Annotated in this window: 20 protein-coding genes and 1 pseudogene; 14 read left to right on the top strand and 7 right to left on the bottom strand. The window is 64.6% G+C overall.

Annotated elements, in window-relative coordinates; all coding sequences use genetic code 11:
- Positions 1-36: 36 nt before the first annotated feature.
- Positions 37-1,674, bottom strand: a complete 1,638-nt coding sequence (locus tag QM748_RS07225; protein ID WP_415246338.1) for an electron transfer flavoprotein-ubiquinone oxidoreductase — start codon at positions 1,672-1,674, stop codon at positions 37-39.
- A gap of 154 nt (positions 1,675-1,828) precedes the next feature.
- Between QM748_RS07225 and QM748_RS07220 the strand changes: the two genes are divergently transcribed.
- The 8 genes and pseudogenes from QM748_RS07220 to ftsB all read left to right on the top strand — a co-directional run bounded on the left by QM748_RS07220 (position 1,829) and on the right by ftsB (position 10,381).
- Complete coding sequence (locus tag QM748_RS07220; RefSeq protein WP_415246337.1) at positions 1,829-2,248, top strand: acyl-CoA thioesterase; 420 nt, start codon at positions 1,829-1,831, stop codon at positions 2,246-2,248.
- A 69-nt stretch (positions 2,249-2,317) separates the two neighbouring features.
- A pseudogene (locus QM748_RS07215) lies at positions 2,318-4,310 on the top strand (acetoacetate--CoA ligase).
- A 15-nt stretch (positions 4,311-4,325) separates the two neighbouring features.
- On the top strand, positions 4,326-4,868 hold the full coding sequence (locus QM748_RS07210) for an isochorismatase family protein (protein WP_415246336.1): 543 nt from the start codon (positions 4,326-4,328) through the stop codon (positions 4,866-4,868).
- Positions 4,869-5,213: 345 nt separating this feature from the next.
- A complete protein-coding gene (gene aqpZ, locus QM748_RS07205) occupies positions 5,214-5,906 on the top strand; it encodes an aquaporin Z (RefSeq protein WP_415246335.1) in 693 nt (230 codons plus the stop codon).
- 194 nt (positions 5,907-6,100) lie between these two features.
- Positions 6,101-7,738, top strand: a complete 1,638-nt coding sequence (locus QM748_RS07200; protein ID WP_415246334.1) for a CTP synthase — start codon at positions 6,101-6,103, stop codon at positions 7,736-7,738.
- A gap of 11 nt (positions 7,739-7,749) precedes the next feature.
- Positions 7,750-8,589: a 3-deoxy-8-phosphooctulonate synthase gene (gene kdsA, locus QM748_RS07195; RefSeq protein WP_415246333.1), complete on the top strand. Its 840-nt coding sequence runs from the start codon at positions 7,750-7,752 to the stop codon at positions 8,587-8,589.
- 155 nt (positions 8,590-8,744) lie between these two features.
- Positions 8,745-10,028: a phosphopyruvate hydratase gene (gene eno / locus QM748_RS07190; RefSeq protein WP_415246332.1), complete on the top strand. Its 1,284-nt coding sequence runs from the start codon at positions 8,745-8,747 to the stop codon at positions 10,026-10,028.
- Positions 10,029-10,108: 80 nt separating this feature from the next.
- The gene (gene ftsB, locus QM748_RS07185) at positions 10,109-10,381 is read left to right on the top strand and encodes a cell division protein FtsB (protein WP_415246331.1); all 273 of its coding nucleotides are present in this window, start codon (positions 10,109-10,111) and stop codon (positions 10,379-10,381) included.
- Between the two features lie 14 nt (positions 10,382-10,395).
- On the opposite strand, the gene QM748_RS07180 is transcribed toward ftsB, so the two are convergent.
- Both QM748_RS07180 and QM748_RS07175 read right to left on the bottom strand, forming a co-directional pair.
- The gene (locus QM748_RS07180) at positions 10,396-10,938 is read right to left on the bottom strand and encodes a C40 family peptidase (RefSeq protein ID WP_415248032.1); all 543 of its coding nucleotides are present in this window, start codon (positions 10,936-10,938) and stop codon (positions 10,396-10,398) included.
- 115 nt (positions 10,939-11,053) lie between these two features.
- Positions 11,054-11,776 (bottom strand): SIMPL domain-containing protein, encoded by a 723-nt coding sequence (locus QM748_RS07175; RefSeq protein WP_415246330.1) that lies wholly within the window; start codon positions 11,774-11,776, stop codon positions 11,054-11,056.
- A 242-nt stretch (positions 11,777-12,018) separates the two neighbouring features.
- On the opposite strand from QM748_RS07175, the gene QM748_RS07170 reads away from it, so the two are divergent.
- Entirely contained in the window at positions 12,019-12,888 is an 870-nt protein-coding gene (locus tag QM748_RS07170; protein WP_415246329.1) for a DMT family transporter, read from the top strand.
- 9 nt (positions 12,889-12,897) lie between these two features.
- Here QM748_RS07170 and QM748_RS07165 read toward each other — a convergent pair whose 3' ends face one another.
- Positions 12,898-13,452 carry a gamma carbonic anhydrase family protein gene (locus QM748_RS07165; RefSeq protein ID WP_415246328.1) on the bottom strand — a complete coding sequence of 185 codons (555 nt, stop codon included), beginning with the start codon at positions 13,450-13,452 and terminating at the stop codon, positions 12,898-12,900.
- A 200-nt stretch (positions 13,453-13,652) separates the two neighbouring features.
- Between QM748_RS07165 and QM748_RS07160 the strand changes: the two genes are divergently transcribed.
- From QM748_RS07160 to QM748_RS07145, 4 genes are all read left to right on the top strand, one after another.
- Positions 13,653-14,498: a 23S rRNA (adenine(2030)-N(6))-methyltransferase RlmJ gene (locus QM748_RS07160; protein ID WP_415246327.1), complete on the top strand. Its 846-nt coding sequence runs from the start codon at positions 13,653-13,655 to the stop codon at positions 14,496-14,498.
- Complete coding sequence (locus tag QM748_RS07155) at positions 14,495-14,863, top strand: nucleotide pyrophosphohydrolase (protein WP_415246326.1); 369 nt, start codon at positions 14,495-14,497, stop codon at positions 14,861-14,863. Before QM748_RS07160 ends, QM748_RS07155 begins: the two co-directional genes overlap by 4 nt.
- A gap of 128 nt (positions 14,864-14,991) precedes the next feature.
- The gene (locus tag QM748_RS07150; protein WP_415246325.1) at positions 14,992-16,575 is read left to right on the top strand and encodes an inorganic phosphate transporter; all 1,584 of its coding nucleotides are present in this window, start codon (positions 14,992-14,994) and stop codon (positions 16,573-16,575) included.
- Positions 16,576-16,594: 19 nt separating this feature from the next.
- Positions 16,595-16,924, top strand: a complete 330-nt coding sequence (locus QM748_RS07145; RefSeq protein WP_415246324.1) for a DUF3301 domain-containing protein — start codon at positions 16,595-16,597, stop codon at positions 16,922-16,924.
- Between the two features lie 8 nt (positions 16,925-16,932).
- On the opposite strand, the gene folE is transcribed toward QM748_RS07145, so the two are convergent.
- The 3 genes from folE to fabI all read right to left on the bottom strand — a co-directional run bounded on the left by folE (position 16,933) and on the right by fabI (position 19,059).
- Complete coding sequence (gene folE / locus QM748_RS07140; RefSeq protein ID WP_415246323.1) at positions 16,933-17,571, bottom strand: GTP cyclohydrolase I FolE; 639 nt, start codon at positions 17,569-17,571, stop codon at positions 16,933-16,935.
- An 87-nt stretch (positions 17,572-17,658) separates the two neighbouring features.
- Positions 17,659-18,264, bottom strand: coding sequence for a hypothetical protein (locus QM748_RS07135; RefSeq protein WP_415246322.1), 606 nt, complete (start codon positions 18,262-18,264; stop codon positions 17,659-17,661).
- Positions 18,265-18,279: 15 nt separating this feature from the next.
- Positions 18,280-19,059 (bottom strand): enoyl-ACP reductase FabI, encoded by a 780-nt coding sequence (gene fabI / locus QM748_RS07130; protein WP_415246321.1) that lies wholly within the window; start codon positions 19,057-19,059, stop codon positions 18,280-18,282.
- A gap of 186 nt (positions 19,060-19,245) precedes the next feature.
- On the opposite strand from fabI, the gene QM748_RS07125 reads away from it, so the two are divergent.
- Positions 19,246-19,773 (top strand): HAD domain-containing protein, encoded by a 528-nt coding sequence (locus QM748_RS07125; RefSeq protein ID WP_415246320.1) that lies wholly within the window; start codon positions 19,246-19,248, stop codon positions 19,771-19,773.
- Positions 19,774-19,856: the final 83 nt, after the last annotated feature.

Genomic DNA, 19,856 nt, shown 5'->3' with positions numbered 1-19,856 from the left:
CCGTGGGGCTATGACGCTCCGCGCGGTCGGCGTTGGTCACATCCCTTGGTAGATCGGCCCCTCTCCGCCCTGGGGCACGACCCAGTTGATGTTCTGGGTCGGGTCCTTGATGTCGCAGGTCTTGCAGTGCACGCAGTTCTGCGCGTTGATCTGCAGCCGCGGGCCGGCCTCTTCCCGCACGATCTCATACACCCCGGCCGGGCAGTAGCGCTGCTCGGGCGCATCGTACCTGGCGAGATTGATCGTGATCGGCACCGTGGCGTCCTTCAACTGCAGGTGGCAGGGCTGCTCTTCCTCGTGGTTGGTGTTCGACAGGAACACCGAAGAGAGCCGATCGAAGCTCAGCACGCCGTCCGGCTTCGGGTAGTCGATCTTCGCGCAGTCGGCTGCGGGCTTGAGCGCCGTGTGATCCGCCGTGTTGTGCAGCGTCCACGGCACCTTGCCCTTGAACAGCACCTGATCGATGCCGAACAGCAGCGAGCCCAGGTACAGGCCCTTTTTCATGTAGGGCTTGAAGTTGCGCGTCTTGTGCAGCTCGGCGTGCAGCCAGGAATCCTGGAAGGCCGACGGGTAGGCGGTCAGCGCATCGCGCTGGCGCTGCTGCTCGAGCGCTTCGAAGGCCGCTTCGGCCGCGAGCATGCCCGACTTGATCGCCGCGTGGCTGCCCTTGATGCGCGCGGCGTTGAGGAAGCCGGCATCGTCGCCGATCAGCGCGCCGCCCGGGAAGATCAGCCGCGGCAGGCTCTGCAGCCCGCCCGCGGCGATGGCGCGGGCGCCGTACTGCAGCCGCTTGCCACCTTCGAGATATTTGCGGATCTCGGGGTGGGTCTTGTAGCGCTGCATCTCCTCGAAGGGCGACAGGTGCGGGTTGCTGTAGTTCAGCCCGACGACGTAGCCGACCGCGACCAGGTTGTCCTCGAGGTGATAGACGAAGCCGCCGCCGTAGGTGGCGCTGTCCATCGGCCAGCCGGCGGTGTGCACCACCAGGCCGGGACGGTGATTCTCAGGCTTGACCTCCCACAGCTCCTTGATGCCGATGCCGTAGGTCTGCGGGTCGGCGCCGTCGCGCAACTTGTATTTCGCCTCGAGTTGCTTGCCCAGGTGGCCGCGACAGCCTTCGGCGAACAGGGTGTACTTGGCGTGCAGTTCCATGCCCGGCTGGTGGTGCGGGCCGGGCGTGCCGTCGCGGTTCAGGCCCATGTCGCCGGTGGCCACGCCCTTCACCGCACCGGCTTCGTCATACAGGATCTCGGCGCCGGCGAAGCCCGGATAGACTTCCACCCCCAGCGCCTCGGCCTGCTCGCCGAGCCACTTGACCACGTTGCCCAGGCGCACGATGTAGTTGCCGTGGTTGACGAAACAGTCTGGCAGCAGCCCGTTGGGGATCTGGCGCGCGCCGGTCTCGTCGAGGAACAGCACCTTGTCCTCGGTCACCGCGGTCTTGAGCGGCGCGCCCTGTTCCTTCCAGTCCGGCAGCAGCTCGCTCAGCGCCCGCGGGTCCATCACCGCGCCCGACAGGATGTGGGCGCCGATCTCGGCGGCCTTCTCGATCAGGCACACCGACAGTTCCTGGCCCTTGGCCGACGCCAGCTGCTTGAGCCTGATCGCCGCTGACAGCCCCGCAGGGCCGCCGCCGACAATCAGCACGTCGAACTCCATCGATTCGCGTTCCATCCTGTTCTCCTGTTCCCGAAGGTATGGTTCTTGTTCGAGCTACGAAACGGTTCAGTTTAACCTTTGTGAAAGGCAGGGCGCCGCCGTGCCGAAACATACGGGTGCGTATGTTACATTACCCGGTCAAGTCGAACAAACAACAGGGGACGACAGCATGAAGGAAGGGGCGAAGCTTATCTACACCACCCGCATGCCGGTGCGCTGGGGTGACATGGATGCATACGGCCACGTCAATAATACGGTTTACTTCCGCTATTTCGAACAGACGCGCTGTGAATGGATCGAGCAGATGGGGTTTCCGGTCAGCCCGAAAGAGACGGCAGGGCCGGTGATCATCAACGCCAGCTGCACCTTTTTTGCGCCGGTCAATTATCCTGCCGATCTCGTCATCAAGATGTATGCGGGAGAGCCGGGCCGTTCCAGCGTGATGACGTGGTATGAACTCTTCGTCGAAGGGCAGGACAAGCTCTATGCCGAAGGTGCGGCGAAGACGGTGTGGATGGACAACGCCACCGGCAAGTCCGTACCTCTGCCTGAAGCCATCCGGGCGCTGTTCGACAGTATTGCTGGCTGAGTGCCGGGGCGGCAGAACAACAAACAAGCAACGCGACCCCGAACAAAAATTGGATAGTGAGGAGACATCATGAATTCCGGACACGACAAACCCTTGTGGTCACCTTCGCCGGAGCGGATCGCTGCGGCCAACGTCACGGCTTTCCGCCTCGCGGCGGAAAAGCGCTGGGGCGTTTCACTGCCTGACCATGAGGCTTTGCATGCCTGGTCGGTCGCACAGCCCGAGCAGTTCTGGCTCAGTGTCTGGGACGGTGACGGATCGGAGGGCAATGGCGTCATCGGTACGCGCGGCGGGCGCGTGCTCGTCGATGGCGATCGGATGCCCGGGGCGAAATGGTTCCCGGAAGCGCGGCTCAACTTCGCGCAGAACCTGCTGCGCTCGCGCGATGCCCATGATGCGCTGGTGTTCTGGGGCGAGGATCGCGTCAAGAACCGCATGAGCCATGGCGAACTGTATCGTGCCGTGGCCCATTTCGCCGCTGCGCTGCGCGAGCAGGGCGTGGTCGCAGGCGATCGCGTCGCCGCCTACATGCCCAACATGCCCGAGACGGTCGTGGCGATGCTGGCAGCGACGAGCATCGGCGCCATCTTCACCTCTGCCTCGCCCGATTTCGGCGTGCAGGGCGTGCTCGACCGCTTTGGCCAGACCGAGCCCAAGGTGCTGGTGGCCTGCGACGGCTACTACTATGGCGGCAAGACTGTCGATGTGCTCGGCAAGCTCGGCGAGATCGTCGGCCAGCTGCCCTCGGTCGAGCGGGTCGTGGTCGTGCCCTACGTCCATCACGAACACGACCTGTCGAAGGTGCCGCACGCGCGCATGCATGCCGACTTCATCGCGCCTTTCCATTTCGTCGATGACATCGAATTCGCGCAGCTGCCCTTCGATCATCCGCTGTACATCATGTACTCCTCGGGTACCACCGGCGTGCCCAAGTGCATCGTGCATTGCGCCGGTGGCGCGCTGCTGCAGCACCTGAAGGAGCACCGCCTGCATAGCGACGTCAAGCCGGGCGACCGCGTCTACTACTTCACCACCTGCGGCTGGATGATGTGGAACTGGCTGGTGTCGGGCCTGGCCGCCGGCGCCACGCTGCTGCTCTATGACGGCTCCCCCTTCGCCGGCGACAACCACGTCATCTTCGACTATGCCGACGCCGAAGGCATGACCCATTTCGGCACCTCGGCCAAGTTCATCGATGCCTGCGCCAAGTTCGGCCTCAAGCCGCGCGAGACGCACCGGCTCGACAGCGTGCGCGCGGTGATGAGCACCGGCAGTCCGCTGGTGCCCGAAGGCTTCGACTACGTCTACCGCGAGATCAAGGCCGACCTGCAGCTTTCGTCCATTTCGGGCGGTACCGACATCATCTCCTGCTTTGTGCTCGGCAGCCCGGTACTGCCGGTGTGGCGCGGCGAAATCCAGTGCCGCGGCCTGGGCATGGCAGTGGACGTCTGGGACGACGACGGACAGCCGGTGAGGGGCGAGAAGGGCGAACTCGTCTGCACCAGGCCTTTCCCGGTAATGCCGCTGGGTTTCTGGAACGACGCCGACGGCAGCAAGTATCACGCCGCGTACTTCGACCGTTTCCCCAATGTCTGGTGCCACGGCGATTTCTGCGAGATCACTGCCCATGGCGGGGTGGTGATCTATGGCCGCTCGGATGCCACGCTCAACCCGGGTGGGGTGCGCATCGGCACGGCGGAAATCTATCGCCAGGTCGAGAAGCTCGACGAAGTGGTCGAGAGTCTGGTGATCGGCCAGGACTGGCCGCCGCAGAACCCGAACGACGTGCGCGTGGTGCTGTTCGTCAGGTTGCGCGAGGGGCGGGTGCTCGACGATGAGCTGGTGCAGCGCATCAAGAAGACGATCCGCGGACAACACCACGCCGCGCCACGTGCCGGCAAAGGTGCTGCAGGTCGGGGACATCCCGCGCACCAAGAGCGGCAAGATCGTCGAACTGGCGGTACGCAACGTGGTTCATGGCCGGCCAGTCAAGAATCAGGAAGCGCTCTCCAATCCCGAAGTGCTGGCCGACTTCCGCGATCGCCGCGAATTGGCCGACTGAGACCTGGAGAGCGACATGTTGATGAACCGTGAGAAATCCGTCCTGCTGATCATCGACGTGCAGGCGAAACTTGCTCCTTTCATTCACGACAAGGATGCAGTCGAGGCCAACTGCGTCTGGCTGGCGCAGGTCGCCGAACGCCTGGGCGTGCCCATCGTCGTCACCGAGCATTTCCCCGACAAGATCGGCGCTACGCTGGATTCGGTGCGCGCTGTTACTGGCGGCGCGCAATACGTCGGCAAGCAGTGCTTTTCGGCGCAGGCCGATGGCTGCCTGGCCAGCACGGCAGTGGCGGACTGCCGCCAGGTTGTCATGTGCGGCACCGAAGCCCACGTCTGCGTGCAGCAGACTGCGCTCGACCTGCGCTGGGCGGGCAAGGAGGTGTTTATCGTCGCCGAAGCTGCCGGCTCGCGCGATCCGGCCAACCGCGATCTGGCCTTTGCGCGCATGCGCAGCCACGGCATCGAGATCGTGTCGCGCGAGATGGTCGCTTTCGAGTGGCTGCAGCGTGGCGGCACTGAACTCTTCCGTGAGGTGAATCGGGATTTCATCCGCTGAGCCCGCAGGAGCATTGCTCGATCGAAGTTGTCAATGTCATTTGATGACATCATTCTTCAGGATTGGGATGTTGCGATACAGCATGTGATGCCGATCTTTCGAATACTGAGCAAGGCCAGTTTCTATCGATCTTGTTTGTTGCGGTGCGGACGCCTTGCCCAGGCAGGGCGTGCGCACTTTGCCAGAGCCCTTCCAATCGTCTAGGATTCGGCTGGTTTTCCCTTTTTCGCGCGGGATGGACCAGCCTGGGGGCTGGCACGTCCATTCCGGCGGAGGCGGGAAACCCCTTCCCCTTCACGCTTGTCTGGCAGTGTCGCCAACAAAAACAACGGAGTAGATCAAGGCATGAATAAATATGGTGCGGAGTTCTTTGGTACCTTCTGGCTGGTGCTGGGCGGCTGCGGCAGCGCGGTACTGGCCGCTGCCTTCCCGGACGTCGGCATCGGCCTGCTGGGCGTGTCGCTGGCCTTCGGCCTGACGGTGCTGACGATGGCTTTCGCCATCGGCCACATCTCGGGCTGCCACCTCAACCCGGCGGTCTCGATCGGCCTGTGGGCCGGCGGCCGCTTCCCGGCGAAGGAACTGGTCCCCTACATCGTCGCCCAGGTCCTGGGCGGCATCGCCGCGGGCGGCGTGCTCTACCTGATCGCCACCGGCAAGGCCGGTTTCGATGTTTCCGGCGGTTTCGCCTCGAACGGCTACGGCGAGCATTCGCCCGGCGGCTACAGCCTACAGGCGGCGCTGATCACCGAAGTGGTCATGACCATGATGTTCCTGATCGTCATTCTCGGCGCCACCGACAAGCGCGCGCCGCAAGGCTTCGCGCCGATCGCCATCGGCCTGTGCCTGACGCTGATCCACCTGATCAGCATTCCGGTGACCAACACCTCGGTCAATCCGGCGCGCAGCACCGGCGTGGCGGTCTTCGTCGGCGACTGGGCGACGGCTCAGCTGTGGCTGTTCTGGGTCGCGCCGATCGTCGGTGCGGTGCTCGGCGCCGTGATCTATCGCTGCATCGGTTGCGAAAAGAAGGCTTGAGCGTACTCCGCAGGCATGACGGCTCCTGCCCATCCACTCCAGGCCATGCCGGCTGGGGAGATGGGCCGTCTGCCGTCTGCGTTGACAGGCGCATGAATGCGGTTGTCGCAGTTGACTGTGGCCCGCGGGTTCCGGCGTGCTGACTTAGATCGGACGGATCGGTTATCATCGCGCTTTCCCGCAGCGCTGTTCCCATGACCAAATACGTCTTCGTTACCGGCGGTGTCGTGTCCTCCCTGGGCAAAGGCATCGCGGCGGCCTCTTTGGGGGCCATCCTCGAGTCCCGTGGCATCAAGGTCACGCACCTCAAGCTCGATCCCTACATCAACGTCGATCCGGGCACCATGAGCCCGTTCCAGCACGGTGAAGTCTTCGTCACCGAGGACGGCGCCGAGACCGATCTCGACCTCGGCCACTACGAGCGCTTCACCAGCGCCAAGATGAGCAAGCGCAACAACTTCACCACCGGCCAGATCTATGAGTCGGTGCTGAAGAAGGAGCGCCGTGGCGAGTATCTGGGCAAGACCGTGCAGGTCATTCCGCACATCACCGACGAGATCAAGGCCTACGTAAAGCGTGGCGCCGAGGGCGCCGACGTCGCGATCGTCGAAGTGGGCGGCACGGTCGGTGACATCGAATCCCTGCCTTTCCTCGAGGCCATCCGCCAGATGGGCTTCGAGGAAGGCCGCAACGGCACCTGCTTCATCCATCTGACGCTGCTGCCCTACATCCCGACCGCGGGTGAGCTGAAGACCAAGCCGACCCAGCATTCGGTCAAGGAACTGCGCGAGATCGGCATCCAGCCCGACATCCTGCTGTGCCGCGCCGACCGCTCGATTCCTGTGGACGAGCGGCGCAAGATCGCGCTGTTCTGCAACGTGATGCCGGAAGCGGTCATCGAGTGCCTGGACGCCGACTCGATCTACAAGATTCCGGGCATGCTGCATGACCAGATGCTCGACCAGATCGTCTGCCACAAGCTCGACATCCTGGCCCGCGCGGCCGATCTGTCGGTGTGGGAGAAGCTGATCCATGCGCTAGAGAATCCCAGGCAGACGGTCAATATCGGCTTCGTCGGCAAGTACGTCGATCTCACCGAGTCGTACAAGTCGCTGATCGAGGCATTGAACCACGCCGGCATGCATACCGAGTCGAAGGTGAAGATCCACTACATCGACTCCGAGGACATCGAACGCGAAGGTTGCGGCGTGCTCAAGCCGATGGATGCCATTCTGGTACCGGGCGGCTTCGGCAAACGCGGCACCGAAGGCAAGATCGCGGCCATCCGCCACGCGCGCGAGAACAAGGTGCCTTATCTGGGCATCTGCCTCGGCATGCAGCTTGCCGTGGTCGAATTCGCCCGCGACGTCGCCGGCATGGAAGGGGCGCATTCGACCGAGTTCGAAGCCGACACCCGCTTCCCGGTCATCGGCCTGATCACCGAGTGGAAGGACCGCAGCGGCAGGATCGAGAAGCGCAGCGAGGACTCCGATCTCGGCGGCACGATGCGCCTGGGCGGCCAGCTCTGCCAACTGAAGGAAGGCACGCTGGCGCGCGAGATCTACGGCGCTGCCGAGGTCATGGAGCGGCATCGCCATCGCTACGAAGTGAACAACACCTTGCTTGCCGCCCTGGAAGGCAAGGGTCTGGTGGTGTCGGGCCGTGCGCCGGTCACCGACCTGTGCGAGATGGTCGAACTGCCCGCCGAGGTGCATCCGTGGTTCGTCGGCTGCCAGTTCCACCCCGAATTCACTTCCAACCCGCGCAAGGGGCATCCGCTGTTCACCGCCTATGTGAAGGCGGCGATCGCGCGCAAGCAGGCCAGCGCCTGAAGGAGCGAAGCATGAATCTGTGTGGCTTCGAAGTCGGGCTCGACAAGCCCTTCTTCCTCATCGCCGGTCCCTGCGTGGCCGAGTCGGAGCAGATGTGCCTGGACATCGCCGGCCAGATGAAGGAGATCTGCGGCGAACTGGGCATTCCGTACATCTTCAAGGCTTCCTACGACAAGGCCAACCGCAGCTCGGGCAGGAGCTTCCGCGGCCACGGCATGGATGCCGGGCTGAAGATGCTCGAAGCAGTGAAGAAACAGCTTGCTCTGCCGGTGCTGACCGACGTCCATACCATCGAGGAAATCCCGGTGGTGGCCTCGGTCGTCGATGTGCTGCAGACGCCCGCCTTCCTGTGCCGCCAGACCGATTTCATCCATGCGGTGGCGGCCAGCGGCAAGCCGGTCAACATCAAGAAGGGCCAGTTCCTCGCCCCGGGCGACATGAAGAACGTCGCCGACAAGGCACGCGAGGCCAATGGCGGCGCCGACACCATCATGGTCTGCGAGCGCGGCGCCTCCTTCGGCTACAACAACCTCGTCTCCGACATGCGTTCGCTGGCGATCATGCGCGACACCGGCTGTCCGGTGGTGTTCGATGCCACCCATTCGGTGCAGCTGCCGGGCGGGCAGGGCACGGCATCGGGCGGCCAGCGCGAGTTCGTGCCGGTGCTGGCGCGTGCGGCGGTCGCGGTCGGCGTGGCGGGGCTGTTCATGGAAACCCACCCCGACCCGGCCAAGGCGCTGTCCGACGGTCCCAATGCCTGGCCGCTACCGAAGATGAAGGCCTTGCTGGCGACGCTGAAGGAGATCGACGCGCTGGTCAAGCGCGAAGGCCTCCTCGAAACGACGCTCTGAAAATGGCTCGGGGGCTGCGGTATCCGCACGGACTGATGAGCGCTATAGCGCAGCGCTGCCCACAAGGCGGCTCGCGGGCGCGAGCATTCTTTCTGCCGGCTCACGCCCCCGCGTGATCGATTCGAATCATCCCGTAACTGCAACAGGACAAATACATGAGTGCAATCGTTGATGTGATCGCCCGCGAAATTCTCGACTCCCGCGGCAACCCGACCGTCGAAGCCGACGTGCTGCTGGAATCCGGCGTGATGGGCCGCGCCGCCGTGCCCTCGGGCGCGTCCACCGGCTCGCGCGAAGCGATCGAACTGCGCGACGGCGACAAGTCGCGCTTCCTCGGCAAGGGCGTGCTGCGCGCGGTCGAGAACGTGAACACCGAGATCGCCGAAGCCATCATCGGCCTCGACGCCGAAGACCAGTCCTTCATCGACCGCACCCTGATCGAGCTCGACGGCACCGACAACAAGTCGCGCCTGGGCGCCAACGCCATGCTGGCGGTGTCGATGGCCGTGGCCAAGGCCGCCGCCGAGGAAGCCGGCCTGCCGCTGTACCGCTATTTCGGCGGCTCCAGCCCGATGGTGATGCCGGTGCCGATGATGAACGTCATCAACGGCGGCGAGCATGCCAACAACAGCCTCGACATCCAGGAATGCATGATCATGCCGGTGAGCATGGGCAGCTTCCGCGAAGCCCTGCGCTGCGGCGCCGAAATCTTCCAGCACCTGAAGAAGATCGTCGACGGCAAGGGCTATCCGACCACGGTCGGCGACGAAGGCGGCTTCGCCCCCAACGTGTCCGGCACCGAGGAAGCGCTGAACCTGATCCAGGAGGCCATCATCGCCGCCGGCTACGTGCCCGGCCAGGACGTGCTGCTGGCGCTGGACTGCGCCGCCTCCGAGTTCTACAAGGACGGCAAGTACGAGCTGAAGGGCGAAGGCCTGTCGCTGACCGCCGAAGGCTTCACCGACTACCTGGCGACGCTGTGCGACAAGTTCCCGATCGTGTCGATCGAGGATGCGATGGCCGAAGGCGACTGGGAAGGCTGGAAAGTGCTGACCGAGCGCCTGGGCAACAAGGTGCAGCTGGTCGGCGACGACCTGTTCGTCACCAACACCCGCATCCTGCAGGAAGGCATCGAAAAGGGCATCGCCAACTCGATCCTGATCAAGATCAACCAGATCGGCACCCTGACCGAGACCTTCGCCGCCGTCGAGATGGCCAAACTGGCCGGTTACACCGCGGTGATCTCGCACCGTTCGGGCGAGACCGACGATTCGACCATCGCCGACATCGCCGTCGGCCTGCGCGCGATGCAGATCAAGACCGGCTCGCTGTCGCGTTCGGACCGCATCTCGAAGTACAACCAGCTGCTGCGCATCGAGGAAGATCTGGGCGACACCGCTTTCTACCCGGGCAAGCGCGCGTTCTACAACCTGCGCTGAACCCCGTGCCCTGAGGCACGCCCGAGGCCGGCGGCTCGTCCGCCGGCCTTTGTCGCACCTGTACTGACCGTTTCTTCTCCATGCGCTGGCCCATTCTGATCCTGCTCGCCCTCGTCGTCCTGCTGCAGTACCCGCTCTGGCTGGGGAAGGGCGGCTGGCTGCGGGTATGGGAAGTCAACCGCCTGCTGCAGGCGCAGCGCGCCGAGAACCTGAGGCTGGAGCAGCGCAACGCCGGCCTCGATGCCGAGGTGCGCGATCTCAAGTCCGGCAACGAGGCGATCGAGGAGCGGGCGCGCTTCGAACTCGGCCTGACCCGGCCGCAGGAAATCTACGTGCAGGTCCCGCAGAAATAAGCCTGAGTGCTGCCTCAGTTCGAGGCGATCAGCGTGCGTGCGCCGTCGATGCGTGGCGCGAAGTAGCGATTGTCCAGCCTTTCCACGCGGACGCTGCCGCGGCTGGACGGCGCATGGATGAAGCGGCCGTCGCCGATGTAGATGCCCATGTGCGAATGGCGGCGTTTCAGAGTGTTGAAGAACACCAGGTCGCCGGGCTGGAGCTGATCGACCTTGATCGGCCGCGTGCGGTCGGCGATCTGGGCAGCGTTGTGCGGAAGGCGCTTGCCGCTGATGTTCTCGACGATCCAGGCCACCATGCCGCTGCAGTCCAGGCCCGCTTCGGGGTTGCGTCCACCGAAGCGGTAGCCGGTGTCGAGCAGGCCTAGCGCGAACAGCACCATCTCCTGCGCATGGGCTTCATCCTCGAGCGTGAAGTACCGGCCCTGGTCGCGAGGCTGGGTGATGGGGGCGTCCCTCGTCGAAGGCGGACCGGGAGCGGGCGTCGAACTGCAGCCGGCAAGAATGGCTGCAGCGAGTGTGACGATGCCGGCAAGACGGATGCCTGGCAGAATCATCGGATGCGAAGCGGGTGTCGATGCGCGTTTCATGCGCGCAAACATAATGCAGCCGGCGTGCCGCGTCCAGCGCGACAGCCGGCAATTGCGGGCAAGGGGGGAAACCTGCCCCGACTCAGTCGAGCAACTCGATACGGCCGTTGATGCTGACTGCCAGCTCGCTCTCGCCGCCTTCGAGTGGCGCCGGTGCGTGCGCCGCATCGGCCATCATCGCCGACGCCTGCATGCGATATCTGATCGGCGGCAGGCCGCCGCTGTCGCCGATCGACATGTGCACGATGCGGTACTGCTTGCCGAGCGTCCTGGCGATCAGTGCTGCGCGCTGCTCGAAAGCCTGAATCGCGCTGACGGTGGCTTCCTCTTCGGCCTTGCGCCGTGTTTCCGGCGCGGGCTGTATGGCGACACCCGACAGTGCCAGATCCGACTGCAGCCTGCCGATCAGCTCCGACAGCGCGCCGAGGTCACGGCTCTCGATACGGATTTCCGAGCGCATGCGCCACGATTCGATTTTTCCCTGGCCATTCTTCGCATATACCGGCCAGGTCGACACGCCGCCCGACTGGGCTTTCACGCTGGCAAAGCCGCGCGCCAGATCGAGCGCCTTGGCGATGCGCTGGTTGATTTCCTTTGCCAGCGCGGCCGCGTCCTTGCCATTGCTTTCGACGTAGAGCGTGGCGATGCCGAGATCGTTCGGCGCCGCCTGGCTCGCGTTCGCGGAGAACTCGATTGTCTGCCGTCGGCTGGCGTCCTGCTCGGGCGCGGCAAGCGCGACAGGTGCGGCAAGCGGCGAGATGAGGGCGCTGCCAAGAAGGATGCTGGGCCAGAGGCGAAGAGACATGGGCGAACTCCCGGGAATGATGCTTGATGAATGGGGGTGATGCGTATCCGTGCGATGTGTTTCCGTATTGGTACACAGGATGTAGGCGTGGGCTCCGGTATACCGCAATTCGCCCTCCGATGGGGTGGGCGGGTGTAAGTGTCCATTGCCCGGCGGTTTCCGGCGTTCTGCTTGCCGGCGCGAGTCCTGATTGACCCCCGCATGGCACGGGAGCATGCTTTCCCACTTTTTTTGCCTGCATCATGACCCCACGGCTCGTCGGTACCCTGTGTGTCGCGCTTTCGGCAGCATCGTTCGGCGCGATGGCGATTTTCGCGCGCCAGGCCTACGCCGGCGGGGCGGACGTGACCGCCGTCCTGCTGCTGCGTTTCGTGATTGCGGCAGCGCTGTTGACCTGCCTCATGCTGGCGACCGGGCGGCGCTGGCCGAAAGGGCGCAATCTGGCGCTGCTGCTGGCGATGGGCGGGTTGTGCTACGTCGGCCAGTCGATGAGCTTCTTCTCGGCGCTCAATCACGCCTCGGCCGGGCTGGTCGCCTTGCTGCTCTACCTCCACCCCTTTCTCGTCACCGTGTCCGGCTCCCTAATCCTGCGCCGGCCGCTCGGTGCCAGACGAATGCTCGCGGTGCTTGCTGCCTTGCTCGGTACCGCGCTGACGCTGGGCGGCGGCATGTCGGGCGAGCCGCTCGGAATCGCGCTGGGGCTGACGGCAGCGGTGATCTACTCGATCTACATCCTGGTCGGTGCCCGGGCCCTGGCCGAGGAGGATCCGCTGGCGGCCGTCACGGTGGTGATGATCGGCGCGGCGATCGTGTTCGCGCTGCTGGCCGGATGGCAGCAGCCGGCATTTCCGGCGACGATGCCGGCCTGGGGGGCGGTGTTCGCGATCGCTATCGTGTGCACCGTGGTGGCGATGCTCGGCCTCTTCATCGGCATCCGCCATCTGGGGCCTGCCGATGCGGCAACGCTGTTGACGCTGGAGCCCGTGGTGACGATCGCGCTGGCGGCGATCTTCCTCGGTGAGGCGTTCACCCCGCTGCAGATGCTGGGCGGGGCGATCGTGCTGGCTGCTGTGGTCTGGCTGGCCCGGGCCGGCGGCCAGGCGCCGGCTTAGGCTCCGCGTTCAGGCTTGTGGCTGTCCGAGTACCGTCGCCGGGTCGATGGCGCGCAACTCGGTCTTGTAGCGGGCTGCATTGTCGACATAGTGGCGGGCGTTCCACTTAAGATGCTCGATCTCGGCATCCGACAGCTGGCGGATCACCCGGCCGGGCGAGCCGACTACCAGCGAGCGGTCGGGGATGGCCTTGCCTTCGGGGATCAGCGTGTTGGCGCCGATGATGCAGTTCCTGCCGATGACCGCCTTGTTGAGCACCACGGCGTTGATGCCGATGAGGCTGCCATCGCCGATGGAGCAGCCATGCAGCATCGCCATGTGGCCGACGGTGACGTCGGCGCCGATGGTCAGCGGCACACCGTCGTCGGTATGGAGTACCGAACCGTCCTGGATGTTGCTGCCGTCGCCGATCCGGATCGGATCATTGTCGCCGCGGATCACCACGTTGTACCAGATGCTGACGTCGCGGCCGGCCTCCACCGCGCCGATCACGGTCGCATTGTGGGCGACCCAGGATCCTTCACCGAAACGGGGCGTGCGGTCGCCCAGCGCGTAGATGCTCATATCCGTTTTCTCGCTCTCTCTGCCTGCCGGCGGATGCCGGCGCTCGGGGGGCGCATCATAGCAAGCGCATCATGTGCTGCAAACACCGCGAAGCTCTGCAATGTCACTGATCCGGCGGGGAATTTCCCGTGCGACCCGCCGGGCCTTGGCCCTTTCCCCCGGCGTGGTGCTAGCATGCGGGTCGCAAACGGATACCCCTCATGCTCAGTTATCGCCACGCCTTCCATGCCGGCAACCATGCCGACGTACTGAAACATACCCTGCTGCTCGAGTTGTTGTCCTATTTCAACCGCAAGGACAAGCCCTGGTACTACATCGACACCCATGCGGGTGGTGGCTGCTATGCGCTCGACAGCGAGCAGGCAGGCAAGACCGTCGAGTACGTCGATGGCGTCGGCCGAATCTGGAACCGGACGAAGCTGCCAGAACCGCTCGCGGCCTATCGTGCAGCGCTGGCGCAGTTCAATCCTCATGGACATCTGACCTTCTATCCGGGATCGCCTGCGCTGGCGATGACGCTCGCGCGGGCGCAGGACCGCCTGCGCCTGTTCGAGCTGCATCCGGCTGATTTCGAATCCCTGATCCGCACTTTCGCGACTGAGGCCGAGCGTGTGCAATGCCGCAAGGCGGACGGCTTCGGTGCGCTCAAGAGCCTGTTGCCGCCGCCTTCACGGCGCGCTCTGGTGTTGATCGATCCGCCTTATGAGGTCAAGGACGACTATCGGCATGTGGTCGATTGCCTCAGGGACGCAATGCGGCGCTTCCCGACCGGTACCTACGCAGTGTGGTATCCGATGCTCGCGCGCCCGGAGGCGCGCAGGCTGCCGGAACGGCTGGCGGAACTGGGGGCAGGCAGCTGGCTCGACGTCCGTCTGGCGGTTCGCCGGCCGCCGCGCGAAGGTTTCGGCATGTTCGGCAGCGGCATGTTCATCGTCAATCCGCCGTGGGTGCTGCCCGAGCGGCTCGAAGCAATGATGCCCTGGCTGGTGGAGGCCCTGGGTGTCGACGATGGCGCCGGTTTCGATCTGGAGCACCGCATCGAATGAAACCGGATCAGGCGAGCAGGGACCGGCTCGACGGCCTGCGCGACGAACTGCGCCGTTTCGCCGCCGACCGCGACTGGAACCAGTTCCATACGCCCAAGAACCTTGCAATGGCGCTGGCTGGAGAGGCGGGCGAGGTGATCGAGCATTTTCAGTGGCTGACAGCCGAGCAGTCCGCCAGCCTGGACGCCGCAGCGCGTGGCGCGGTGGCGGAAGAGCTGGCCGACGTACTGCTCTATCTCGTTCGCCTGGCCGACGTGCTGGACATCGACCTGGCGGAGGCCGCGGCACGCAAGATGGCGATCAATGCCGAGCGCTATCCCGCCGACAAGGCGCGAGGGCGGGCCGACAAGTACGACCGGCTGTGAAGCCGGTCCCGGCAGTGTTGCACCGATGCTGCGCTGCAGCGTGATCCAGGGGGACGGGACCCACGAGGTGTTTGGGGGCTTGTCGATTTTCTGAAACAATGGCGCCTTTCCATTTCGGATCACACTGCGTGGACCTGAAACACATCAGCGAGATCGAACGAGCAACACATCGCGGACGGGGAGAAGTGCTTCGCCTGGGCATCGGCCTGCTCTTCATCGTCGGCGTCATGTTCTATGCCGCGATGCGCGGCGGCGGCGGCGAGGGCAGCCTGGTCCTCGTCATGGCGGCCATGGTCGGCGGTTACATGGCGATGAACATCGGCGCCAACGACGTTGCCGACAACGTCGGCCCGGCCGTCGGCTCCAAGGCGATGAGCCTGGCCGGCGCGCTGGTCATCGCTGCCATCTTCGAGGCCGCCGGTGCGCTGATTGCCGGCGGCGAAGTCGTTGGCACCATCCGTAGCGGCATCATCGATCCCGAACTCATCACGGATTCCGACACCTTCGTCTGGATCATGCTGGCAGCGTTGCTGGCTGGCGCGCTGTGGCTGAACATCGCCACGGCGGTCGGCGCCCCGGTGTCGACGACGCATTCGATCGTCGGTGCCGTGCTGGGTGCCGGCATCGCGGCCGAAGGCACGGGTATCGTGGCCTGGTCGACGATGGGCAACATCGTTGCCAGCTGGGTCGTTTCCCCGGTGCTCGGCGGCGTGTTTGCGGCTGCCTTCCTGTACCTGGTCAAGCGCAGCATCACCTATCAGTCCGACATGGCAGCAGCAGCGCGCAGGATGGTGCCGATGCTGGTGGGCCTGATGGCCTGGACTTTCGGCGCCTACCTGATCCTGAAAGGGCTGAACCGCGTGTGGTCGGTCGGTTTCGGCGAGGCGGCGGTCTACGGTCTGGTGATCGCTGTGCCGATCTTCCTGCTGACCAGGCGCTCGATGAACGGACGCGGCATGCAGCTCGCCAATACCAAGCAGAGCGTGAACCGCCTGTTCACCGTGCCCTTGATCGCTGCCGCGGCGCTGCTCAGCTTCGCTCATGGTTCCAACGACGTGTCGAATGCCATCGGGCCGCTTGCCGCGATCGTCGATGTCATCACCAGCGGCGGGGCGATGCACAAATCGGCGCCGATCCCGACCTGGGTGATGATGGTCGGGGCACTGGGCATTTCGCTCGGCCTGGCGCTGTTCGGACCGAAACTGATCCGCACCGTAGGTAGCGAGATCACCGAGCTCGACCAGATGCGTGCCTACTGTATCGCGATGGCGGCGACGTTGACGGTGATCGTTGCCAGCCAGTTCGGCCTGCCGGTCAGTTCGACGCATATCGCCGTCGGCGGCGTGCTTGGCGTCGGCTTCCTGCGTGAGTATCTCAAGAGCAACTACGACCGCATGCTGGAAGAGATCAAGGCCCACCATCCGGAAGGCGATCTGGCTGCGATCGAGGCTTTTGTCGCCCGCTTCGAGAAAGCTTCGATCGAGGAGAAGGGCGAGATGCTGCGCGACCTCAAGCAGCGCTCGAAGAAGGCCGAAGACCCGGCGCATTTCTCCAAGGTCGAGCGCAAGGGCCTGCGCAAGGTTTACCGTCGCGAGCTGGTGAAACGCTCGCAGCTGATGCGGATTGCAGCAGCCTGGGTCATCACGGTGCCGGCGTCGGCGCTGATGGCGGCGATGCTGTTCTTCATGATCCGCGGCATGATGCTGCCCTGATCACGGGCAGCCGCTGCAGATGAGCTTTGCCGAACTGATGACGGTGCTGGGGCTCGGCGGCATCGTCTGGTTCTGGTTCGACAGTCTGAAGGCGCGCGAGGCCGGACTGGAAGCTGCGCGGCGCGCCTGCCTGCGCGAGGGTCTGCAGTTCCTGGACGAGACCGTCGTCGGCCACGGCATCAGGTTCGCACGCAACGACGAAGGGCATGTGGTGCTGCGCCGAGGTTTCGATTTCGAGTATTCGCTGTCAGGCGATGACCGCTATCGTGGAGCGGTGGTCATCGAAGGGCGCGAGGTCGTGCTTGTCAACACCGCCCAGCATCGCATCCGTGTGCTGCATCCGCACTGAGATGCGGTTCAGCCCGAGATCGCCCTCAGGAATTCGCTGCGGGCCTGGGGCGAGCGCTCGAATTCCCCGCTGAAGGCCTGGGTGACGACGCGCTCGTCGCCGCGCCGGTCCTCGCCCAGCAGCAGGCAGAGCTGTTCTGCCTCGATCACGCAGGCGGCACCGGCCGCCTTGCCGTGCCGCAGCAGCGCGTCGGCGATGTCGCGTGTCATCCACTCCTGGTAGGTGAAGCGGTGGCCGATCGCATCCACCAGGCGGGCGATGCGGCCGAAGCCGTGCAGGCGCCCGTCAGGGATGTAGGCAACGTGGGCGACGCCGCGAAAGGGCACGAGATGGTGAGGGCAGACGCCGTGCACCGCGATGCCGCGCACCACCACCATGTCGCGGCGCTCGTCGGCGAAGCCTTCGCCCAGCACCTCGGCCGGATCGAGCTCGTAGCCGCCGAGCAGGCGCCGCTGCCACAGTTCGCGCACGCGCTGCGCGGTGCGGCCGGTATGGGAGGAGTGCGGATCGATGCCGCAGGCGCGCAGCAGGTCGTCGATCGCGCGCTCGAAGGCGGGGGCGTCGAAGGCGCCCGTGCGTGCGATTCCGATCGTGTCGGGCAGCGCGGGGGCTGCTGCCTCGTGCTCGTCGTGGTCGTGTCGGGACATGCTGTGTTCCATGTGCGCCGCTGCTGGCGGGGCATTACATGATACGCGGATCGTCGGCCAGCGTCCCGGCGCAGGGGTTTGGGCAGCTCAGGCGATGAAAACCGGATCCGAGAACACCAGGGTGCCGTCCTTGCGCATCATCAGGTTGTTGGCGTTCAGGATGTCGGGCAGGACCTGGTATTCCTCGACGAAATCCGACAAGGCCTTGACCGCCTTGTTCAGGTTGTCGCTTGCGGCAAAGGGGTTCAGCGTCATGTCGTAAAGCGCGATCCGGCCCATGTTGGCGCCGAGCTTGTTCCATTGCTGGCAGGCCGACCAGTAGGTGTCGATCAGGCGGAGCGCAAGTGCCGCTGCGTGGGAGCCTTCGGCCAGCGGATAGAGCTTCTCCATCTCGATCAGATGCAGCGGATAGCCGGACAGGGCGCGGCCGATGATGCCGTGGTCGGCGTGGATGACGGGGAAATGCTCGCCGCGCGGGCGGTCGTCCGCGGTGTAGAGAAAGTAGTCGGCAGGCGAACTGACGATCTTGTAAACCCGTTCGCCGTCGCCTTTGTCGAGCACGATCGAGTATTCGCCGCGGCCGATCTCCTCCTTGCCATCGAGCAGCGGGTGCGCCGGAACGGGATCCGGCAGCACGATGCTGCTTCGGCCGAGTTGAGTACGGGCCGCGGTGATGTCGATCGTGGTGCGCATCGTGATGCTCCGTGCTTACGCCATGATGTTGTATCCGGCATCGACGAAATGCACTCCGCCGCTGATCAGCCGGCCGGCGTCGGATACCAGGAAGGCGGTCAGCGCACCGATGTCCTCGGGCGTGACCAGGGCGTGCATCGGCGAGCGCTCGACCGCTGCGGCCATCAGGCCATCGAAGCCGGCGATGCCGGAGGCGGCACGCGTCATCAGCGGGCCGGGCGATACGGCATTCACGCGGATGTTCTTGGCGCCGAGCTCTGCGGCCATGTAGCGGGTGGCGGCCTCGAGCGCGGCCTTGCACAGGCCCATCACGCCGTAGTTGGGGATGACCTTCTCCGAGCCGAGGTAGGTCATCGTCACCAGCGCGCCGCCGCCGGCCTTCTCGAGCAGCGGTTCGGCCTTCTTGGCCAGGCGGACGAAGGAGTGGGTCGATACATCCATTGCCAGCGCGAAGCCGTCGGCCGAGGTATCGACCACGCGGCCGTGCAGGTCGTCGCGCTTGGCAAAGGCCATGCTGTGCACGGCGAAATCGAGCTTGCCATGGCGCGCTTCGATTTCTGCGAAGGCCGCATCCATGGTCTCGGGGTTGGTGACGTCGAGCAGGAACGCGTCTTCGACGCCCAGGCGGTGGATCACCGGTTCGATGAAGGCACGGGTCTTTTCGTTCTGATAGGTGATGATCAGTTTGGCGCCGGCCTGGGCGCAGGCTTCGGCGACACCGGTGGAGATGGATTTCTCGTTGGCGATACCGGTGATCAGGCCGACCTTACCTTCCAGATTGATGATGGGCGTCATGCTGTAGTCCTCGCAGTAAAGTTTTTTTGTGCGTTGCAAAAACAATTGTGCCGCAGCGATGCGACGATTTTCTTTCAATGATTCGTGACGAAAGCGGCAGGTGTTGGCGCCTTGGATTGGAGTATATTCTGCATTGCAGCAATTAAGAACCGCAGCCGTGCGCCCAAATGGCAGAGAGAGTGCAACATGACACGCAATACATACATCTTCATGGACTTCGATGGCGTGACCCACCCGTGGGGCGAAGTCGAGGATTTTCGCTGCCTGCCGCTGATCGAGGCGGTGCTGCGGGAGTTTGAAGAAGCGCGCGTGATCATCGCGTCGGACTGGCGCATGCTTTTTTCGATGCAGAAACTGGTGGCCCGCTTCGCCGAGGACATCCGTCCCCGCATCGTTGGCGCCACGCCGCACATGCTGCCCAAGAACGGTGCCGAACTGCATGGCCTGCGCGAGCGGGAGGCGATGCTGTGGCTCGCCCAGCACGAGGCGGATCACCGCAGCGCCGCATGGTGTGCGCTGGACGATGCACCGGGCAACTGGATGACCCGTTCGCGTCTGCTATTGACCGATTTCAAGCGCGGTTTCACCGAAGAGGATGCAGTGGCGCTGCAACGCATGCTGCAGGGTTTCCGCGAAGGGGCTGTCGAGGGAAACGGTTACCGCACCGGCAGCACCGCGCCGGTGTCGTTGTGGGCGGCGCGCAGCATCGCCTGAGTGCTGCCGCGGGCTGGCATGGCCGGCACGCAGGCGATCCGATTTGATTCGAGTGGCATCGCTGTGCACAATGGGCGCCCAAT

This window comes from Thauera sp. (genome assembly GCF_047601425.1).
Lineage (GTDB): Bacteria > Pseudomonadota > Gammaproteobacteria > Burkholderiales > Rhodocyclaceae > Thauera.
This window is presented reverse-complemented; position numbering and strand designations above follow the sequence as displayed.